The organism is Hyalangium versicolor, assembly GCF_020103695.1.
Classification (GTDB): domain Bacteria; phylum Myxococcota; class Myxococcia; order Myxococcales; family Myxococcaceae; genus Hyalangium; species Hyalangium versicolor.
In genome coordinates, this window is the sequence record NZ_JAHXBF010000009.1 from 93,307 (window position 1) to 112,185 (window position 18,879).

Genomic DNA, 18,879 nt, shown 5'->3' on the forward strand with positions numbered 1-18,879 from the left:
CCTGCTTGCATCCATGATTTTCCATAAGAGAATCATGGATTTAGAGGACCTTTCGGGTCTCCCCGGAGCTGTTCAACCGTCGACGCAAAGGGTAGGCCAACCTGCGTGGCAAGGCGCGGAAAAACCTTGGCATTCGCGCTCGGAACCACGCCTTCGCAGCCCTCTCAGAGGGCTTTCACGGCGTTTGCAGGCGAAAGCGCTCTCCCAGGTAGACCGCGCGCGCTCGGGGCGATTCTGCGATCGCCTGAGGGGTGCCCTCTTCGAGGATCTGCCCCTCAGCGATGATGTAGGCGCGATCACAGATGCCCAGGGTGTCCTGGACGTTGTGATCGGTGATCAGCACGCCCAGGCCCCGCTGCCGCAACAGGACGATCTGCCGCTGGATGTCCCCCACGTTGATGGGGTCCACGCCCGCGAAGGGCTCGTCGAAGAGGATGAAGCGCGGGTTGGGGATCAGCGAGCGGGCGATCTCCGCGCGCCGCTTCTCGCCTCCGGAGAGCGTCTCGCCCAGCGCGTCCGAGACGTGCCCCAGGCCGAACTCGTCGATCAACTCCCGCGCCCGGGCCTCGCGCGCCTTGCTGTTCAGCCCCTTCTGCAACTCCAGCACGGCCAGGAAGTTCTGGCGCACGGTGAGCTTGCGGAAGATGGAGGCCTCCTGCGGCAGGTAGCCGATGCCTCGGCGCACGCGCCGGTGCATGGGCAGGTGCGTCAGGTCTTCGTTGTCCACGCGCACGCGGCCCGCGTCCGGCGTCACCAGCCCCACCACCATGTTGAAGCTCGTCGTCTTCCCCGCGCCGTTGGGCCCCAGCAACCCCACCACCTCGCCCTCGGACACGCTGAAGGAGACGCCACGCACCACCTGGCGCTTGCGGTAGCTCTTCTGCAGCCCCTCGGCCCAGAGTCTCCCGCCACTCATGGCTTCTTCGCGCCTCCCTTGCCCTTCTTGGGGGCTGCCAGCGGAGCCGTCTCGACGACGATGCGCGCGTTCTCCACCTCGAGTCGCTCGCTGCCCAGCGTGAGCCGCACCTTCGTGCCCGTCAGGTACGTGGTGCCCTGCCGCGCCTCCGGCGAGCCCGTCACCACCAGCACTCCGCTGGGCACGTCGTACTCGGCGCGCTCGCCCCGGGCGAACCGGTCCCCGTCCTGTGCCTGCACGCCCCCCGTGCACTCCACCCGCGTCACCTCTCGCGAGCCCGTGTAGAAGGCCACCATCTTGTCGCACTTGAGGTCCAACGTGCGGTGCTTCACCTGCACGTCCCCGGTGAAGGTCGCCGAGTTGCGCTCGCCGGTGATGAGCTTCGCCGTGATCTCCACCGGGTTGTTCAACGGCATGTTCCCGAGCATCGGAGGCCGCGTGCCCCCGTCCGTCGCCGATGGCGCCGTGGGCTGTGCGACGAAGAAGGCCATCGCCAGGAACTCGATCACTTTGCCCCTCCCACCACGGTCTCCGTGGAACCCTCGAAAGTGAATGTCCCGTCCGTGAAGGACAGGTCAAAGCTGTCGGCCCGCAGGCTGTAGTTCGGCCCCTGCACCGCCACGCCTTCCTTGCCTCGCGCGTGCTGGGCCGGTGCGTCGTACGTGGCCCGAGGCGTGCGCGCCACCATGCCGTCCGCCGTGCGGATGACCACTCCGCCCGAGGCCGTGAGCTGGCGCGAGGAGAGGCTGCCCTCCATCACCGGGGCGCGGATCTCCATGCCGCCTCGCGGGCCCGCGGGGGCGCGCTGAGTGGCGTCTCGTCGGCCGGGCAGACGCAGCAGGGTGTTGGTGGCCGTCACCGCGCCCTCGGTGCGCTGGTAGGTGAGCCGGTCCGCCCGGCCCGCGAGGACGAGCTGCTCTCCCTCGAAGGACTGGATCTGCACGCCGTTGAGCACCACCTGGGGTGGCGCCTCGGACGCGGCCGTTGTCCCGGGACGCGGACCACAGGCGGCCAGGAGGACGAGGAGGCTGGAGAGCAGGAGGCGCGTCACGGGGCTCTTCCTATCACCGGGCCGGGGCAGGTGCTCCGGCTCCCGCAGGCAGTGTCGCGGGCGAACCTTCTGGCCGGGTCTTCCATCGCTGGTGCATCCACACCCATTGCTCGGGTGCACGGCGGATGGCCTGTTCGATGCGCTGCGACAACGCGGCCGTGAGCGCCAGCGCCGCCGCCTCGCGGTCCTGCTCGGCTGGCAGCGGGACTTCCTCCATCCTCAGCCGATAGCCCGTGGGCTCGCGCTGGCAGAAGCCCACCACCACCGCCGCCCCGGTGCGGATGGCCAGGTCCGCCGCCGCCCGAGGCGTGGCCGCCAGCTCTCCGAAGAAGGGCACGAAGAAGGACTGCACCTTCGTATCCTGGTCGATGAGCAACCCGAGGATTTCTCCGCCCTTCAGGGCTCGGAGCATGTGCCGCGCTGCGCCATCCTGCCCGCGCCAGATGCTGCGCACCTTGCCTCGGGCCCGGAAGCGCCCCACGAGCGCCGTGAGCCGCGGATCCGACGTCTCCTTGGCGATGCTCTGGCACGGAAAGCCCTCCGAGGCCACGCGCCGGGCCAGCAGCTCCCAATTGCCCACGTGCCCGGAGACGAACACCACGCCCTTGCCCCGAGCCAGCGCCGCCTCCAGCACCTGCCGGTCCTCCGCGGGCCATGCCACGAGTTGCTTCAGCTCCCGGTCGAGCGCGGCCGTACACCCCACCTCGAACATGGCGGCACCCAGGTGCCGGAAGCAGGAGCGGGCCAGGGACAGGCGCTCGGCGTCCGTCTTCTCCGGGAAGGCGCGGACCAGGGACTTGAGCGCCTTGCGCCGCTCGCCCCCGGCCACGAGGAAGGCAAATGTCCCGAAGCGCACACCCAGCCACCGCGCCACCCCGAGCGGCATGGGGTGGACCAGGGCCAGCGCGGCCCGGACGAGCAGGTAGCGGAGGAAACGCTTCAGCCGCTTTGCTAAGGGTGGGTGCTCCACAGCCGCGGTTCTATATCCCAATGCGCGAGTACAACTTCGACGGTCTCGTCGGCCCCACTCACAATTATGGCGGCCTCTCGGTCGGCAACCTGGCCTCCACCACCCATGGCGGCCAGGCCAGCTACCCCCGCGAGGCGGCACTCCAAGGCCTGGAGAAGATGCGCTTCGTCTCGGGCCTCGGGGTGGGACAGGCCGTGCTGCCGCCCCAGCCGAGGCCCTCGCTGCGCACCCTGAGGATGCTGGGCTTTACCGGTTCGGACGAGGAGGTCATCACCCGCGCCGCCCGCGAGGCCGAACACCTGCTGCGCCTCACCTCCAGCGCCGCCGCCATGTGGACGGCCAATGCCGCCACCTGTGCGCCCTCGGCGGACACGGCGGACCAGCGCCTGCACCTGACGCCCGCCAACCTCCAGCAGATGTTCCACCGCGCCATTGAGGCCGAGACGACGCACTCCGTGCTGCGCGCCATCTTCTCGGACACCGCGCGCTTCGCCGTCCACGCGCCCCTGCCTGGCGGCGGGCACTTCGCCGATGAGGGCGCCGCCAATCACACCCGGCTCGCCACGCCTGGGCATGCTGCCGTGCACCTGCTGGCCTGGGGCCGCAGTTCGTGGAAGGACATCTCCGGGCCCAAGCGCTTCCCTGCCCGGCAGACACTCGAGGCCAGCCAGGCGCTCGCCCGGCTCCACAAGCTGGATCCCGAGCGCACCCTCTTCCCTCAGCAGCATCCGGAGGGCATCGACTCGGGCGCGTTCCACACGGACGTGGTGGCCGTGGGCAACGGGGGCTTCCTCATGCTCCATGAATTGGCATTCGTGGATGCTCCGGGCCTGTTGCGCACGCTGCGCGAGAAGCTGGGCGAGGGCTTCACCTCCATCACCGCCTCCCAGGCCGAGCTGCCGGTGCAGGACGCGGTGAAGGCGTATCCGTTCAACTCGCAGGTGCTCACCCTGCCGGACGGGAGCATGGCCATCATCGCCCCGGTGGAGAGCCGCGAGTTGGAGACGACGCGGCGCTTCTTGGAGCGCGTGGTGGCCGAGGAGAACCCCGTCAAGGCCGTGCACTACCTGGACGTGCGCCAGTCCATGAACAACGGCGGAGGCCCGGCCTGTCTGCGCCAGCGCATCTCGCTCACGGATGCCGAGCGCGCCGCGGTGAAAGCCAACGTCTTCTATTCACCCACGCTGCACGAGGCGCTCGCCGCCTGGGTGAAGAAGCACTACCGCGAGGCGCTGTATGCGAAGGATCTGCAGGATCCGCAGCTCGCCCGCGAGACGATGACGGCGCTCGATGAGCTGACGCGCATCCTCCAGTTGGGCAGCGTGTACGACTTCCAGCAAGCAGGTGCGACTGTCCTGTAGCAGAGCGGGATCTTTGACGCTCGTCCGAGGGGCTGGCCATCATCTCGGAGTCCCATGACTCCAGAGCAGCCTGGCCCCAAAGCGAAGTTCAATCCGCTGCGCTGGATCGAGCCCTCCCTGAACGGGCTGGTGACGGTCGCGCTCATCATCCTCACGTGGTTCCTGGCGACCAGCGAGACGGGACAGGGCTTCCGCGAGAACCTGGGCTGGCCCGTCAAGGTGGGTCTGGCCCTGCTGGCGGGGCTGCTCATCCTTGCCATCACCCACTGGTTCAACCTGCGGGCGAAAGTCGAAGAGCAGTGGCTGGCGCTCGCGAAGACGGTGGGGACGATTGCGCCCTCGCTCGTGAAGCCCGCGCTGCTGGTGCTGCTGAGCGCAGTGCTCTTCACCGCCTACCACGTCATGAAGGGGAGCTTCGAGAGCGGCGCGAAGCTGGGCGGCGTCTCCATGCCCCTGCTGGGCATGCTGTGCCTGTCCGCGACTCCGGCGCTGCTGACGCTCGGGGTGTCGCTCCTCGTCGAGCGCCGGATGGCTCGCGGGGACTTCGCCTTCGAGGCCAACCCCTCGCTCATCGCGGGACGGAAGCACGGCGCGCAGTTGGTGGAGCATGCTCGGGCCAACTGGGAGTACGAGCGGGAGATCATGGAGGGCTCCATCCACCGCATGGGGCGCCACGCGGCGATCCTCGGCTTCCTGGCCTCCAGCATCCTCGTCACCTGCGCCGCCATCTGGACCTCCGACAATGACTATGTGGCGCTGTCGGTGGGCACGGCGGCGACCATCTCGTTCACCCTGCACCTGGGACAGATCTTCTTCCGCTCGGCGAGCAATGACGCCACCGCGCGGATGATGGCTCGGGCTTCACGCACGCTGCTCATTGTCTCCATCTGCGCCCTGTTCTTCGGAGCCCTGCTCCTGGAGGCCAGCAAGGAGAGCCCGTTGATGGCTCCACAGACGGTGACCCGCACGGACAGACCGCTGGCGGCGAATGGCACGGCCCCTGGAAACACGGGCAATCCGCTCCAGGGCCGCACGGGCGCCCTGCTGATTGGCGTTGCGGTGGCCCTCATCGGAGAGCGGATGCTGCGCATTGTCACCAATCGGGCCGCGAGCATGCTGGGGCTCGAGGGCTTTGCCCCGCCCCAGTCCGCAGATCTGAAGGTCATCGATGGATTGAGCGAGGAGGATGCCTCGCGGCTGGCCGAGGAGCGCATCGACTCGGTGCATGCACTGGCGTTCACGCCGACGGCGCGCATCTTCTTCAACACTGTCTACGGCTTGCCGCGCATCTGCGACTGGCAGGATCAGGCCCTGCTCATCGAGCGGGTGGGGCGCACGAACGCGCTGCTGCTCCGAGAGCAGTTCTTCATCCGGGGGGCCATCTCCGCGCGGCGGCTCGCGCTCCAGAAGTTCGGCCCGGAGGAGATGAAGCCCCCGGAGAAGCTCCCCTCGCCCGAGCCCACACCCGTGGATGCGGGCATGAAGGACCCGGACAAGGCCGCTGGAAACAAGGCCGCGATGGAGTGGCTGGGGCTCGACAAGGAGTCCCACCTGGACCGAGCGCTGCGCTCCCTCATGGATGACGAGAACATCGAGATGCTGGAGATCTTCTGGCGCTCGGTGCCTGTGTTGAAGGTGGAGTAAAGCTGGGCAGGCAGTGCAGCTCCTTGCCCGCCCAGCTTTGCTCGCACGCGGTTCGCTACGGGCAGACCTCGCGGTCATACAGCGCGTTGAGGTGACCTTCCGCGTTGCCTGTCATGGAGCGAGCGTACAGCCCACCATCGAAGCTCCCATCCGTGAAGTTCACATGAGCATAGGGAGCGAGCACCGTGCCCCAGAAGCCGTAGCCGCGGGCGCTGATGGCCGTGGTGTCCACGAAGTTGTAGAGGACGCCATGCTGGTCGATTCCTCCACTGAACGAGCTGCCAAAGCCCGTGAAGGTGGCCGAGGCGCCGCGGATGTTGATCACCGCCAGCGAGCCAGCAGGCGCATCGATGGACAGCAGCTTGGCACCGGTCAAGGCACTTGCGGGCACCTCGAAGACATTCACGCCCGGCGACGTACCGCGCAGCATGACTCCACCCCAGGACTCGCGGGTCGTCGTCCCATTGGCCGTCAGTGAGGCAAGCCGTGTGGACAGCTGGCGCAGCTCAGCGCCACGGGTGGCGAAGTCGATGGGGGCGCCCTGTGAGGCGGAACCCCGGACGTACGTGACGTCCTGCCCAGCACTGTAGTTGCCGCCATACCGAGCATCTCCCCAGACAGCTCCGTTGGAGAGAGTCAGGGCGCCTCCAGCCACCAGGACATTGGCCACATCAGACGCGGGCAGGCCCTGCCCCACCGAGAAGTGGTTCATCGTGATGTTGCCACCCGCCGCTACCTTGCCCTGCACGTCCGTCCCCTGGTTGTAGTCCTCGAGCAGGAAGAGGTTGTAATCGTTGAGGTGCACCTGCACGCACGTCGGCGCGCAGTCATCGACTCCATCGTTGTTCGCATCACCGCAGATGGAGGGATCGAAGGGGGCGGGATCATCCCCCGTGCGCACGCCGTCACCATCGGGATCCGCGTCGGGATCCAGGCCGCAGATGCTACCCGTGACGGGACTCACGAGCGTGAAGCGATCATTTTCCTGGGAGAGCGTATAGAAGCCGAACCTGCCGGCGGGGAAGGTGCCCGTCTGATCGAACTCGAGCACATCATTGACCCAGACGCGGATCCGCGAGGTGCTGTAGTCCATCTTCACCCGGTAGACGGCTCTGTCAGCCCAACCGGTGCGGCCCAGATGGAGCGCCCGAGCCACCTCGGAGATGGCGCCGCTGTGCTCCCAGAAGGGGACCTGGCCACTCTTCGGGGCATCCACAGCGCCCTTCACGCGGCTCATGGCCAGGCCCGCCAGGCCCATCACGCCACCACCGAGATCCTGATCTCCCTGCTTCCAGTCGAAGAGCATGTACTCAGCCTGCGGGTTGGTGGTGTCCCCTGAGTCGAAGCCCACCACCCAGCCGATGAAGTCGTCATCCGAGTTCGTCTCCACCGCCAGTTCGAAGGACAGCGGAGCACCTCCCACAGGCAGGTTGGTCATGTACACAGCAGGAGCGGAGTTGGTGGTCTGGCGAACGGTCAGCCGGTCCGCGGACAGTTGCCAGTTGGGATTGACCGCACCGCTCACGAACCACTGCTCCGTAAAGGCGAGCGAGAAGCCGGCATCGGTGCAGAGATAGCCATTCTCCACGGTGCAGACACTGCTACACCCGTCGCCATTCTGGGTGTTTCCGTCATCGCATTGTTCATCCGCGCTGCGATTGCCATCTCCACACGAGGCGGCCGTGACGCTGAGCGCGCTCGAGCGAGGCTGCATCGCATCCTGCCCCTCTGTGCCGCAGCCAATCCCAAGCAGGAACGCGGTTGTTACAAGATACGTGAACGCAATACGTTGATACATAGAGCTCTCTTTCGTTCTACAGCCAGTTCAACTGCCCTGAGCATGCGTTGTCAGGATGAAACACAAAGCAGACAGAGAGCCAGATGAAAGAGAGTTCCAGACAGGCTCGCACCGGTAGACTCGAGGAGTATGGATGTTTCTCAGCCGTGTTCTGCTCGGGCTACTTCCGCGGATCCTTGGAAGTGGGAGGGCGTGTCCCCTCGAGATGGCAGCCCCGCTGCTGCTGGGCTCTCAAGCAGACACCCAGGTGGGCACCATAGGAGCCTCGCCCTGCATGGCCTTCGAGGAAGAGGTCCTGCTCCGCCCGTGACGAGAGAATGTGGCATTGGAGGAATATGGAGTGTCCGCGAAGCCACGGACTTGAGGCCCTGGCGGCGACGCGTGGCACAAACCTGTCGGACAGTCGGACAGGTTCGGCTCGGTCGCTTCCGGCGGGTCCCCTAGACCTCCTCGAATCTCGTGCCTGTGGCGCCCATCCGCCTCAAGGCGTCCTTGACCTCCCCAGAGACGATCAGGGTGCTCGACCACCCCTCGGGACGGAGGACGGTGGCGTTCCCCACCTTCCGCTTGTCGATGCGCAAGCGATCCACCGCGATGTAGTGCCCGACCTTCTCGGGCACGCCATGTTCTGGCGTCCAGAATCGCACCTTGGAGGCGTCTTCATCAATGCAGCGGATGAGGCGCGTGGCCACGAGGACGACGTACTGATCCGGTTGGTCCTCAATATCTGCGGGGATGACCTGCACGTCGCCGGGGGCACGCTCCGCCAACATGGATGCCACCTTGACGTGGGCGACGGGGATGCCCAATCCAGCCTCGGAGAAGTCCAACGGCTTTCCCGCAACCTTGATGGGGATCTTCAGCCGTCCCTCCACATGCACGGGCGCTCCCCGCGTGAAGTCCCAGTCGTGCACCCTATGGCCCAGACTGTCGATGGGGGTGCCCAGATGCCAGCGGCGGGGCACGGAGACATCGTCGGCTAGCCTGAAGAAGCGCTGGGACATAGGGAAGTTCTAGCGTCATTTCCCCAGGGTGACGAGTCGGTTCAACTCCGTACCGGGTGTGGCGATGTCTCGAGCGAGGTCATCGAGCGCGGGCAGTAACCGCGCCCGGCATTCCGCGATGCTGCCACAATCTCCCAGCGCCTCCAGCAAGCGCGTATAGACCATGTCATGGTATCGCTGCGGGTGTGGCCCCTTGTGCCCCTTGATTGGCACGATGTTTTCCAGGTCCGTCAGCCGCTTTCCCGCCCTGGCGAAGAGATCCTCGAACCGTGGAGTCCACGGGCCGCCACGCAAGGCGGATTTCTTGTTCGCGATGGTTGCCATGTGGTGTTTCTCCGTGCGGGTGCTGCGCCCGCCGCGCACCGCCATCGCCACCGCGCCCGGGGCCAGCGCCATGCGGAAGCCGTCCTCCGTCACGGCCACTGCGTCCACCGCGCCCACCTCGGACAGCAGGATCCCTTCCTGCTCCGCCGCATGGAGCGACACCTCCGCAGAACCGGGGAGCGTCGCCACCTGTTCCGCGAACCCCTTCGCGCTGTGCGTGAGCAGAGCCATCACGATCATGGAGAAGGCTTGCGCCGCTTCACGTGAGAACAGCCGACCGAACTTCTCACCTGCCTCGCGGATCTGAGCGAAGGTGGCGGCGGTCTTCATCTCCTCCATCAGCTCGAACCAGCCCTTCACGAGATGGTAGAGCGTGCTCGCGCCGACCCACAGCACGAGCGCCGCTGTCGCCCACGCAGCCACAAACTTGGTCACGGGCTCGGGCATCGAGAGCAAGACGAGCAGTGTGACGACAGTGCCGATGGCTGCTTGCAGGACGGCCCGCATGCTCACCATGTCACCAAGCGCCTTCTGGAACTCCTCCACGACGGGGCTCTTGCTCAAGGCCATGGCCAGCATGTACCGGCCTTGCATGTCCAGGTACTTGCCCCCGACGAGTGCCCCCAGGCAATCGCCCTCCACCCTCTGGGCACTGCGACACCATGCCTTGTAACGACTGACGAGTTGCGCTTCCCCCTCCGTCAACGCTCCTTCCAGGGGCATGCCCGACTCCAAAGGGACGATCTTTCGCTCTCGCATCAGGTAGAGGTAATCCCCATAGAGCGCGTCGAGTTGAAAGAGTCGGTCCACTGTCTGCCGGGGTGAGCCCGCCAAGCGCACCTCGCGCGCCAGTCTCCGGAGCTCCTCGGTGACTTGCTCTGGTGTCACCTCCACCGGCTCCGCTGTGGCAGTGCGGGGGATGTAGATCAGCGTCTCCCCCTCTGCTCCCGAGTCCACCCGGATCGTTGGCTGGGCGGTAGAGCACCCCACCAACACGACAAGGAACAGCGCTTCGGCCTTCCAGAGAATTCGCCAGAGCATGAGGGCACCCCTTGGTGTGAGCAGGGGAGCAGGTTAGGGGGCCACCACGCGGTAGAGGAGGATATGCCGGGTGGTGTCTGCTTCATGAATCCACGGGCTCTGCGGGCAGGTGGTTGCCCCTGGAAGCCTGTACGGATGTGGTGCCTTACTCGCGCCACGAGGAGAGCGTCCAACGTGACACGTCTGGCTCGCGTGGACGTGCTCCAACGAGCCTCACCGCTGGCGCCTCCCGTGGGTGAGCACGCCATGCCCGTTCACCGACAAGCGCCTGGCGGGATCGTTCACCCTCACGGCTCGTCGGAGGTCGTCTCCAGCAGGTGCTCCACCACGTCCTGCTTGTGAGGGTCCTCCATCAGTTCCTGCCGCCGCGCTTCCAGGAGCTTTCGCTCCTCCGTCTCCAGGCGCGTCACCCAAGCCTCCTGCTCATGGTGGGCTCCCGCGGGCAGCAGGTGTAGGCCCTCTCGCACTTCCCTCGCCGCGTCTCCGTAGTGGCGCAGGGATTCGTACAGCCTCGCCACCGTGAAGTGCGTCTCCGGCGCCGGCACGAGCCTCGCCACCGTCTGGTAGCGCTCCAATGCTCGGGAGATCAGCCCCTCACGCTCGAAGCTCTGCGCCTCCAGCGACAGCAGCCTCGCCCGCTGCGAGTAATCCGTGATGAACGGACTGGCCTGTGCGAGCACCGCCCTCGCTCGCCGCGTCAGCCCCGCTTCGAGCAGTTGGCCCGCCAGTTGGAAGGGCAGCTCCACCTTCCCCGGGAAGCGCGGCACGAGCCGCTCCAGCAACTGGATGCCTTCCTCCTTTCGCCCCTGGCCTCGGAGGATCGCCGCCCTCAGCATCTGCGCCTCGAGCGCTTCCGGCGCTCGCCGTTCCAGCTCCACGCACAACGCCTCGGCCTCGCCCAGCTCGCCTCGCATCACGTGCAGCCGGGCCTCCTGCTCCCACAGCGCATCCATGTCCCTCGCGCTGAATCCGAGCCGCGGAGCTTCCGGTGAGTGGTCCTCCAGCAGGGACTCGAAGTGCTCTCGGGCCCACGCGAGCCACTCCAGCGCCTGCTCCTGACGGGCCGGCCGCGAGGCCAACGCCTGCGCCAGCACCGCCACCTGCCTCGGCGCATCCGGAGACAGTGCCTGCAACTCTTCCAGCGTGCGAGACGCCTGCAGCGCCTCCTTCACCAGCACTTCCTTGTCTCCGGACTCGTAGGCCAGCCGGTACTCCAGGAACCCCTGTCCTCGACGCCCCAGCGCCAGCAATGCCCTCGCGGCCGTACGGTGCGAGGCGGCATCCATCGGCCGCAGGTACAGCGCACGGTTCACGAACGCCAGCGCATCCCCAGCCGTGGCCTTCCCTCCCGCCGCGTACGCCGCGCCCACCTGTCCATAGAGCAGGTAGTCCGCCGGGTGCCTATCAATGAGCTCCAACGCCCGAGCCCGGAGCTCGGGCAGCGGCGCACGGGCCTGGATCAGCCCGGCCAGCTCCGCCTCCGCCTCCTCGAGCGTGTGCCGCCCTCGTCCGAGCGCCACTCCCGCGATGACCACGAACACCGCGGCCATGCCCATCCCCCGGAGCGGAGACAACCGCCACGTCCCTCCCGGAACCGAACCTGCCTCCCGCTCCTCCGGCCGAGCCACCGCCGCGAGCGCCACCCACACCGCCACCGCGCACGCAGGCAGCTCCAGGCTGAAGTCGAAGAGGTTGTGCAGCCCCAGAGCAGCGACTCCCGCCAGCACCGCCACCTCCAGGTGCCCCAACCGCTGGCGGCGCACCATCCGCACGAAGCCCCACGCCATCCCCGCGAGCAGCACCCACCCCGGTACTCCGAACTCCGCCCCGAGCTGCAACAGCGCGTTCTCCGGGTGCGTCAGCGTGTTCGGGTTGGGCGCGCTCTGATAGCGCGGGAAGGCCGCCTCGAAGGCCCCTCGCCCCATGCCCAGCACCGGGAAGGCCCGCGCCGCCTCGGCCATCATCGGCCACAGGTCCACCTTGCCCTGGCGCAGCTCCTCCACGCTGTCCGCGGTGGCGGCCTCCTCCAACAGCTTCTCCCACGCTACGTAGCCGCCCACCGCCAGCGTCACGCACAGCATGAGCACTCCGGCCGTCCCGTGGCTCCAGACCGGAGGCGTGCGGTCGTCCTCCCGGACTTCCGGCTTGCCCCGCAGCACCCACAGCGCCACGAGCGCCTGCCCCAGCAAGAAGAAGGGGATCCCCGCGCGCGACAACGAGAGGAACACCCCCGCACCGCACAGCAGCACCAGCGCCCCGTAGCCCACCGCGCGCAAGAGCCGCTCGCTGGTCAACCCCAGGCCCAGCGCCACCGTCGCGCTCAGTCCCAGGAAGCCCGCCAGGTGGTTGGGATTGCCAAACGGTGTCACCAACGTCGGCCGCGCGTAGGTATACGCCCGGAAGCCGAACAGCAGCGGCATCTCCAGCGCTTCGTGCAGCACGCCGATCAACGCCACCCCCGCCCCCGTGAGCGCCAGGACCGTCAGCAGCCTCCGCCGCGAGCGCCGGAACCGGCACACCTCCACCGCCGCGACAAAGGCCAGCGCATACGCCACGTACCGGGCCAGCTCGCGCCACGTGGCCGGCGGATCCAGAGAAACAGGCCGCGCGGACGACAGCCCCAACGGAACGAGCGCGAACTCCCGCAGCGAGGCGGCCTCGGGGCTCACCGCCCCCAGCAGCCCCGAAGGCAGCGGAATGAGCTGAATCAGGCAGAGCACCGCACCCGCAACCAGCGCCAACGCCAACCACGGCACGTGCAGCGCATGCCCTTGACGCCGTGCGCCCAACCCCGCCAACACGAAGGCCACCGTGGCCAGCCCCACCAGCGGATAGAGCACCCACGTCGGAGCCCCCCCCAACGCCAGCGGGCAGAACACGACGAGCCCAGCCAGCACAGCTTCGGATCCAAGAATGTATCGAGGGGTACGGCGAGATGCGGAGGGCATGGACGCGCCGTGACTATCGCACGGGAGCAAGAGCGCCTCCTATCCGCCCCCTGGAGGAGAAGCAGGCGGGCAACCAGAGTGCCCCCGGGTGGATGTTCCCGGTAGGACTCGGCTTGCATCTGGGGTGGCATCTGGCATCTTCCGCCGCCCATGCGCCGCCCTGTCGCAATCGCCGTGCTCGCCCTCGCCCTCCTCGGCCTCTCCGGCTGCAAGGGCGCCTGCCGCCAGCTCTCCGAGAAGCTGTGCGACTGCAACACCAACTCCGTCGAGAAGGAGTTGTGCGTGCAGCGCGCCGCCAATGACGAGTCCTACGTCGAGCCCACCTCCGAGGACGAGGCCGTCTGCGAGCAGAAGCTCGACACCTGCGACTGCGGCACCATCGACACCGACGAGGGCAAGGTCGCCTGCGGTCTGGCGCGCTGAGCCATCAAGCCCGGGGTGTCCCCACTGACACCCCCTCGGGTGCCGACTCCCTCCGCTCCACCCAGGGCTGGAGCACCCGCCGCACCCACTCCCGCATCGGTGCCTCCACCCATCGGTGGCAGAGCAGGGAGGCCCCCACCACCAGCGGCAGGTAGACGGCAAAGAGGGGGCGAGGCGCTCGCAATTCCACCCACGGCGCCAGGCTCTCCGCCAGCGAGTTCACCGCCACCCAGACCGGGTGCTCGAGGATGTAGAGCGCGTAGCTGGCGGCTCCCAGCCGGACCATGAACGGCCTGGACAGGAACCACCCGAGAGCGCCTCCCCCACGGGCCAGCCCGTACACCAGCAGCGCATGCACCGGAGCCAGCAGCGCGTTGTGCATCAGCGCGAACGGCAGGTGAGCACTGGCCGCCGTCGCGCCCAGCGTGAGCAGCGCCGCCCCGGCCGCCATCCACGCTCCCGACCCCTTGTGCGTAGGCGCCTCCCGGAGGAAGAACCGGCCCAGCACCACCCCCATGAGGAACTCCGGCAGGCGGAGCACGGGGTTGAACTCGAGCACGGTGAGCCAGGTGCCCCTCGCCACGATGCTGGCGGGTTGGCCATCCGGATCCAGCCCCAGGTAGACCAGCGACGGCAGCAACCCCAGGCCCCACAGCGCAACCAGGGCCAAGAGGAACCGCTGGAGCCGCAGCTTCGCCAGCACGGCCGTCGCGGCCGGGAAGAGCGCGTAGAAGAACGCCTCCACGGCGACGGACCAGCCCGGAGGGTTCCAATAGAGCGCCGCAGGCGGCAGCCACGCATGAACGAGCAGCAGCGCGCTCCCCCCGCCCACCGCCAGTTTCGCGGCCGACACCCACACGGTGTTCGCCGCCATGGAACCAGCGATGACATGCGGCGCCAGCAACACCAGCGCGAGCACATACACCGGATACACCCGCCCGAGCCGTGCGGCCCAGAAGGCGCGAGGCGCTGCCTTCATCCGCCCCTCCGGCCCCAGGTAGCTGTAGGCGAGCACGAAGCCCGAGAGCACGAAGAACAGCCCTACCGACACGTAACCCGACTGGTAGATGGACACCATCCACCCGGGCGTGCCCTCGAACCAGCCGCCTCCGAAGTGGAACACCACCACGTACAGCGCGGCCCAGAACCGCAGGCCGGTCAGCGCGTCCAGTGTCCCGCCTCGGCTCATGGACGGCCGATGTTCTGGTAGGTGAAGCCCAGCTCGCGCATCCGCACCGGATCGTAGATGTTGCGGCCGTCGAAGATGACCGGCGCCTTCATCAACGCCTTCATCCGCTCGAAGTCCGGGTGGCGGAACTCGTTCCACTCCGTGACGATGAAGAGCGCGTCCACGCCCTCCAGCGCCTCGTAGGGCAGCGCGGCGTAGCGAATCCGATCCCCGAAGTAGCGCCGCGCCGTGCGCTCGGCCACCGGATCATGCGCCACCACCTTCGCGCCCTTGCCCAGCAGCCCTTCAATCACCTCGATGGAGGGCGCCTCGCGCATGTCGTCCGTCTTCGGTTTGAAGGCCAGGCCCCACACGCCGAAGGTCCGCCCCGCCAGCGAGCCCCCGAAGTGCTTGAGCGCCTTGTTCACCAGCAGCTTCTTCTGCCGCTCGTTGGTGCGCTCCACGGCGCGCAGCAAGTCCAGCTCCAGCCCGTGCTCGCGGCCAGTGGCCACCAGCGCCTTCACGTCCTTGGGGAAGCACGAGCCGCCGTAGCCCACGCCCGGGAAGAGGAACGGGTAGCCGATGCGCCGGTCCGCTCCCAGCGCCTTGCGCACGAAGTCCACGTCCGCGCCCACCTTCTCGCAGAGCGCGGCCATGTCGTTCATGAACGAGATGCGCGTGGCCAGCATCGCGTTGGCCGCGTACTTCGTCAGCTCGGCCGAGCGCGTGTCCATGTAGAAGATGGGGTTCTCCGTCCGCACGAAGGGCCCATACAGCTCGCCCATGATGCGGCGGGCCCGCTCCGCGTCCACCCCGATGACGACGCGATCCGGCCTCAGGAAGTCGTCCAGCGCCGCGCCCTCCTTGAGGAACTCGGGGTTGGACACCACGTCGAACTCCACCTTCGTCACCTGGGCGATGGCCGCTCGGACCTTGTCCGCGGTGCCCACCGGCACGGTGCTCTTGTCCACCACCACCGTGTACTGCCGCATGGCCCGGCCGATCTGCTCCGCCGCGGCCAGCACGTACTGGAGATCCGCGTCACCGCTCTCGCCCTCGGGCGTGCCCACGGCGATGAACACCACCTGCGCCGGCCCTACCGCCGTGGCCAGCTCCGTGGTGAAGCTCAGCCGCCGCTCCCGCACGTTCTTGCGGATGAGCTCCTCCAGGCCCGGCTCGTAGATGGGCACCTCGCCCGCCTGGAGCGCGCGGATCTTCCGCTCGTCGATGTCCACGCAGGTGACGTCATTACCCGAGTCCGCGAAGCACGTCCCCGCGACGAGCCCGACGTAGCCCGTTCCGATGATGGCGATGCGCATGTCACTCCCAAGGCGACGGGTGCCTCCCGTCTCTTACGCCGGGAGCGCCGCCAGGGGAAGCCGGAGCCACCCGCCAGCGCCTGCCCGGGAGGCGGGCGGGGGCTCACTGCCCGGTGAGCAGGCGCCGGAGCCGATCCGCCCCTCGGAGCGCCACCCGGTTGCCCGGCACGCTCACCGGCTCCACCACGAGCCGGTTCAGCAATTCCTGCGTGGCGCGGCGCAGCGGCGGACGGGCCGGCTCCAGGGCCGCCGTCGTCTCGGGGAAGAGCCGCGCGATGATGGACAGCGAGGTGTAGAGCGCCCGCTCCAACCGCCACGCCCGGGCCCGCTCCTTCAGCACCGCCACGTCCAGCGGCCGCGAGTAGATGCTGCCCATGGAGGTGGCCCCCGTGGCCAGCTCGCGCAGATCCACGAAGGACAGCCACGGCACCTGGTAGCCCTGGCGCGCGTGCTCCAGGCACAGCAGCAGCACCGCATCCTCCAGGTCCGGACGGAAGATGGACGGGCCGTACACCTTCCACGGCTTGGAGCGATCGAAGATGCCCTGGAGCTCCTCGCGCCGCTCCGTGCCGAGCACGTCCGCGAACAGGTAGATGGCGGTGCGCCCGTCCGACAGCACCCGCGCCGCGCCGCTGCGGGCCTCGTCCTTCTCCGGCTTGAACTCGTGCTGCGAGAGGTAGCCCGAGAAACCCTCCACATCCACCCGCTTGAGCAGCACGTGGATGTCCAGCACCGGGCGGAACCCCACGTGCGGGTAGAGGGCCTCGGCGAAGGCGGCGGCTCCCAGCACCAGCAGCTTGCGGCCCTCCAGCTCGTCGACGATCTGCTTGAAGTTGACGAGCTTCATCACGTTGTCGTTCACCGAGCCCTGGTAGATGGAGAGCAGCCTGTCTCTCACCCACTCGGGCGCGCCCGCCCCCGCCAGCCGGTACTCCAGGTTGTAGGCCGCCAGCGGCGCCAGGCCCTGCTCGATGGCCCAGTCCACGAACTCCTCCCACGGCGCGCCCTTGAGCGAGCCTCTCGGCGGATCGAAGGAGGACAGGATGCGAAAGGTGTCGAGCAGGCTGGGAGCCATGGTGGCGCACCTTTAACGAGACACCCCCACAGGACGCAATGCGCGAGTGCGCCTCCTTCCTCGGCAGGTGACACTCCCGCCCCTTGTGGGAGTTGGATTGGACACGCGGGGGAGCCATGGTTTCATCCGAGCCCCTTGAGCGAACTCCAGGCCCGCACGATCCCCGGCATGCACGACGCGGTGAGCGCCGTCCTCCGGCGCCACCTGCCCGCCCCCGCGCGGGTGGTGGATCTCGGTGCTGGCTCCGGCGCCTGGGCCTCGCGCCTGGTTTCCCAGGGCTACACCGTCACCGCTGTGGAGCGGGACACCTCCTTCTACCGCTTCTCCGGCGCGCCTCTCGTCGCCGCGGACCTCAACGAGCCCTTCAGCGCTCGCCTCCAGGGTTCCTTCGATGGGCTCACGGCCATCGAGGTCATCGAGCACCTGGAGAACCCCCGGGCCTTCCTGCGCGAGTGCAACAAGCTGCTGGAACCCCGTGGAAGGATGGTGCTCACCACGCCCAACATCGAGAACGTGCCCGCGCGGCTGCAGTTCCTCGCCACCGGCAACCTGCGCATGTTCGGCAGGGATCCGCGCTTCAATGATCCGACGCACATCACCCCCATCCACACCTTCATGCTCGAGCGGATGCTGAAGGACACGGGGTTCGAGCTCGTCGAGCACGCCTTCAATCAGCCCCACCCCACCGGCACCCGCCCGCTGAACCGGCTCATCACCCGGCTCGTCGGCCCGCTGCTGCGAGGCCTCAAGGGTGGCGACTGCCACATCTTCGTCCTGCGAAAGCAGTGACAGGCGCGCTCACCGCTGCATGGTGCGGGGGAGCCGGGCGCGGAGAGCCTCCGTCAGCCGCCACAGCCCATAGCGCGCGATGGGCCCTGCTCGGGGCGCGAGCAGCAGCTTCGCGGCAGCCCACCCCAGCCTGTGCTCGACGAGTGCCGTGCCGAGCAAGCGCTCCTCGGAGAAGAACCGCGAGGCCAGGAGCTGCTGCCAGCGCGGCGGGGACAACTCCTCCAGCACTTCGAGCGGGACAGGTGCTCCGAGCAGCCGCCGAGCTGTCTCCAGCGCGTACCACGCCAGATGAGGCAGTGCCGACGCCCGCGCCACCTCCACCACGAGAGGCCAGCGCAGCCGAGGGTGAGCGAGCAGCAACAGCTTCAAGTCCAGCACCCACGAGAGCCGCTGGAGCAGATGGTTGCTCGCGTGGAGGGACAGGTAGACCAGCTCCTCCTCGGCGCGGAGGTAGCGCACGCGGCGCCCCTCCAGCTCGGCCTCCTCTGCGTGGGCGAGCAGCATGTCCGCCTCCAGCGCCTGCCCGTAGCCCACGAGCGCGCGGAAGTGCAGTTCCACGAGCCCACCGGGCCCCTGAAACTCGCGGTGATGCGAGTGCTCGCCGCGATGCCCGGGCCGCTCGGGTGCCCGCGTCAGCCCCAGTCCTTCCAGGGCTCGCGAGGACGGCTCCACCTGCTCTGTACCCACGAGCAGGTCCACATCCGTGGTGGCACGCAGAAAGGGCTCGGGATAGAGCCGCCGAGCCAGCGCCGGGCCCTTGAGCAGCACGGGCACCACGCCCACCGTGGCGAGCGCATCCACCGAGCGCAGCAGGAGCGCATTCACCCGGATGGCCCGAGCCGCGGCGCTCATCGACTCGCGGCGGAGGAGCTCCTGGGCCGCCGCTGGCAACCCCCACCCTGCCCGCTCCGCCGCATGCGCCGCGAAGCCCGCGAGCCCGTGCCTCGCGGCGGCTCTCACGAAGGACTCCGCATCCACCGGAGGCTTGCTCGTAGGAGCGGCCGGCCAGGCCCGGAGCAGCGCCAGGAAGTCCCTCGCGCCCACGCGC

16 protein-coding genes are annotated in these 18,879 nt (G+C 68.1%); 4 read left to right on the plus strand and 12 right to left on the minus strand.

Annotated elements, in window-relative coordinates:
• Positions 1 to 175 precede the first annotated feature (175 nt).
• Genes lptB through KY501_RS19880 form a run of 4 tightly spaced genes read right to left on the minus strand, consistent with a single transcriptional unit; the run spans position 176 to position 2,937 of the window.
• Positions 176 to 916, minus strand: coding sequence for an LPS export ABC transporter ATP-binding protein (gene lptB, locus KY501_RS19865; RefSeq protein WP_224364778.1), 741 nt, complete (start codon positions 914 to 916; stop codon positions 176 to 178).
• On the minus strand, positions 913 to 1,425 hold the full coding sequence (locus tag KY501_RS19870) for an LptA/OstA family protein (RefSeq protein WP_224364779.1): 513 nt from the start codon (positions 1,423 to 1,425) through the stop codon (positions 913 to 915). Before KY501_RS19870 ends, lptB begins: the two co-directional genes overlap by 4 nt.
• The gene (locus KY501_RS19875) at positions 1,422 to 1,967 is read right to left on the minus strand and encodes a hypothetical protein (RefSeq protein WP_224364780.1); all 546 of its coding nucleotides are present in this window, start codon (positions 1,965 to 1,967) and stop codon (positions 1,422 to 1,424) included. Before KY501_RS19875 ends, KY501_RS19870 begins: the two co-directional genes overlap by 4 nt.
• 13 nt (positions 1,968 to 1,980) lie before the next feature.
• Positions 1,981 to 2,937, minus strand: a complete 957-nt coding sequence (locus tag KY501_RS19880) for a lysophospholipid acyltransferase family protein (protein WP_224364781.1) — start codon at positions 2,935 to 2,937, stop codon at positions 1,981 to 1,983.
• 20 nt (positions 2,938 to 2,957) lie between these two features.
• On the opposite strand from KY501_RS19880, the gene astB reads away from it, so the two are divergent.
• Positions 2,958 to 4,298: an N-succinylarginine dihydrolase gene (astB, locus tag KY501_RS19885; protein WP_224364782.1), complete on the plus strand. Its 1,341-nt coding sequence runs from the start codon at positions 2,958 to 2,960 to the stop codon at positions 4,296 to 4,298.
• A gap of 54 nt (positions 4,299 to 4,352) precedes the next feature.
• Positions 4,353 to 5,942 (plus strand): hypothetical protein, encoded by a 1,590-nt coding sequence (locus KY501_RS19890; RefSeq protein ID WP_224364783.1) that lies wholly within the window; start codon positions 4,353 to 4,355, stop codon positions 5,940 to 5,942.
• 55 nt (positions 5,943 to 5,997) lie between these two features.
• Here the strand turns inward: KY501_RS19890 and KY501_RS19895 are convergent, their stop codons facing one another.
• From KY501_RS19895 to KY501_RS19910, 4 genes are all read right to left on the minus strand, one after another.
• Positions 5,998 to 7,656, minus strand: a complete 1,659-nt coding sequence (locus KY501_RS19895) for a choice-of-anchor A family protein (RefSeq protein WP_304608626.1) — start codon at positions 7,654 to 7,656, stop codon at positions 5,998 to 6,000.
• Between the two features lie 524 nt (positions 7,657 to 8,180).
• Positions 8,181 to 8,744, minus strand: a complete 564-nt coding sequence (locus tag KY501_RS19900) for an imm11 family protein (protein WP_224364784.1) — start codon at positions 8,742 to 8,744, stop codon at positions 8,181 to 8,183.
• A gap of 15 nt (positions 8,745 to 8,759) precedes the next feature.
• A complete protein-coding gene (locus tag KY501_RS19905) occupies positions 8,760 to 10,109 on the minus strand; it encodes an AHH domain-containing protein (protein WP_224364785.1) in 1,350 nt (449 codons plus the stop codon).
• A gap of 287 nt (positions 10,110 to 10,396) precedes the next feature.
• Entirely contained in the window at positions 10,397 to 13,006 is a 2,610-nt protein-coding gene (locus tag KY501_RS19910) for an O-antigen ligase family protein (protein ID WP_309242977.1), read from the minus strand.
• 201 nt (positions 13,007 to 13,207) lie between these two features.
• Here KY501_RS19910 and KY501_RS19915 point away from each other — a divergent pair, with 201 nt between their 5' ends.
• On the plus strand, positions 13,208 to 13,480 hold the full coding sequence (locus KY501_RS19915) for a hypothetical protein (RefSeq protein ID WP_224364787.1): 273 nt from the start codon (positions 13,208 to 13,210) through the stop codon (positions 13,478 to 13,480).
• Positions 13,481 to 13,484: 4 nt separating this feature from the next.
• Here KY501_RS19915 and KY501_RS19920 read toward each other — a convergent pair whose 3' ends face one another.
• The 3 genes from KY501_RS19920 to KY501_RS19930 form a co-directional block, all read right to left on the minus strand.
• A complete protein-coding gene (locus KY501_RS19920; RefSeq protein ID WP_224364788.1) occupies positions 13,485 to 14,669 on the minus strand; it encodes an acyltransferase family protein in 1,185 nt (394 codons plus the stop codon).
• Positions 14,666 to 15,967 (minus strand): UDP-glucose dehydrogenase family protein, encoded by a 1,302-nt coding sequence (locus KY501_RS19925; protein ID WP_224364789.1) that lies wholly within the window; start codon positions 15,965 to 15,967, stop codon positions 14,666 to 14,668. The genes KY501_RS19920 and KY501_RS19925 overlap by 4 nt, the downstream gene beginning before the upstream one ends.
• Before the next feature lie 103 nt (positions 15,968 to 16,070).
• Positions 16,071 to 17,042 carry a nucleotidyltransferase family protein gene (locus KY501_RS19930; protein ID WP_224364790.1) on the minus strand — a complete coding sequence of 324 codons (972 nt, stop codon included), beginning with the start codon at positions 17,040 to 17,042 and terminating at the stop codon, positions 16,071 to 16,073.
• Between the two features lie 168 nt (positions 17,043 to 17,210).
• Here KY501_RS19930 and KY501_RS19935 point away from each other — a divergent pair, with 168 nt between their 5' ends.
• Complete coding sequence (locus KY501_RS19935) at positions 17,211 to 17,831, plus strand: class I SAM-dependent methyltransferase (protein ID WP_224364791.1); 621 nt, start codon at positions 17,211 to 17,213, stop codon at positions 17,829 to 17,831.
• A gap of 9 nt (positions 17,832 to 17,840) precedes the next feature.
• On the opposite strand, the gene KY501_RS19940 is transcribed toward KY501_RS19935, so the two are convergent.
• Complete coding sequence (locus tag KY501_RS19940) at positions 17,841 to 18,875, minus strand: nucleotidyltransferase family protein (protein WP_224364792.1); 1,035 nt, start codon at positions 18,873 to 18,875, stop codon at positions 17,841 to 17,843.
• Positions 18,876 to 18,879 lie beyond the last annotated feature (4 nt).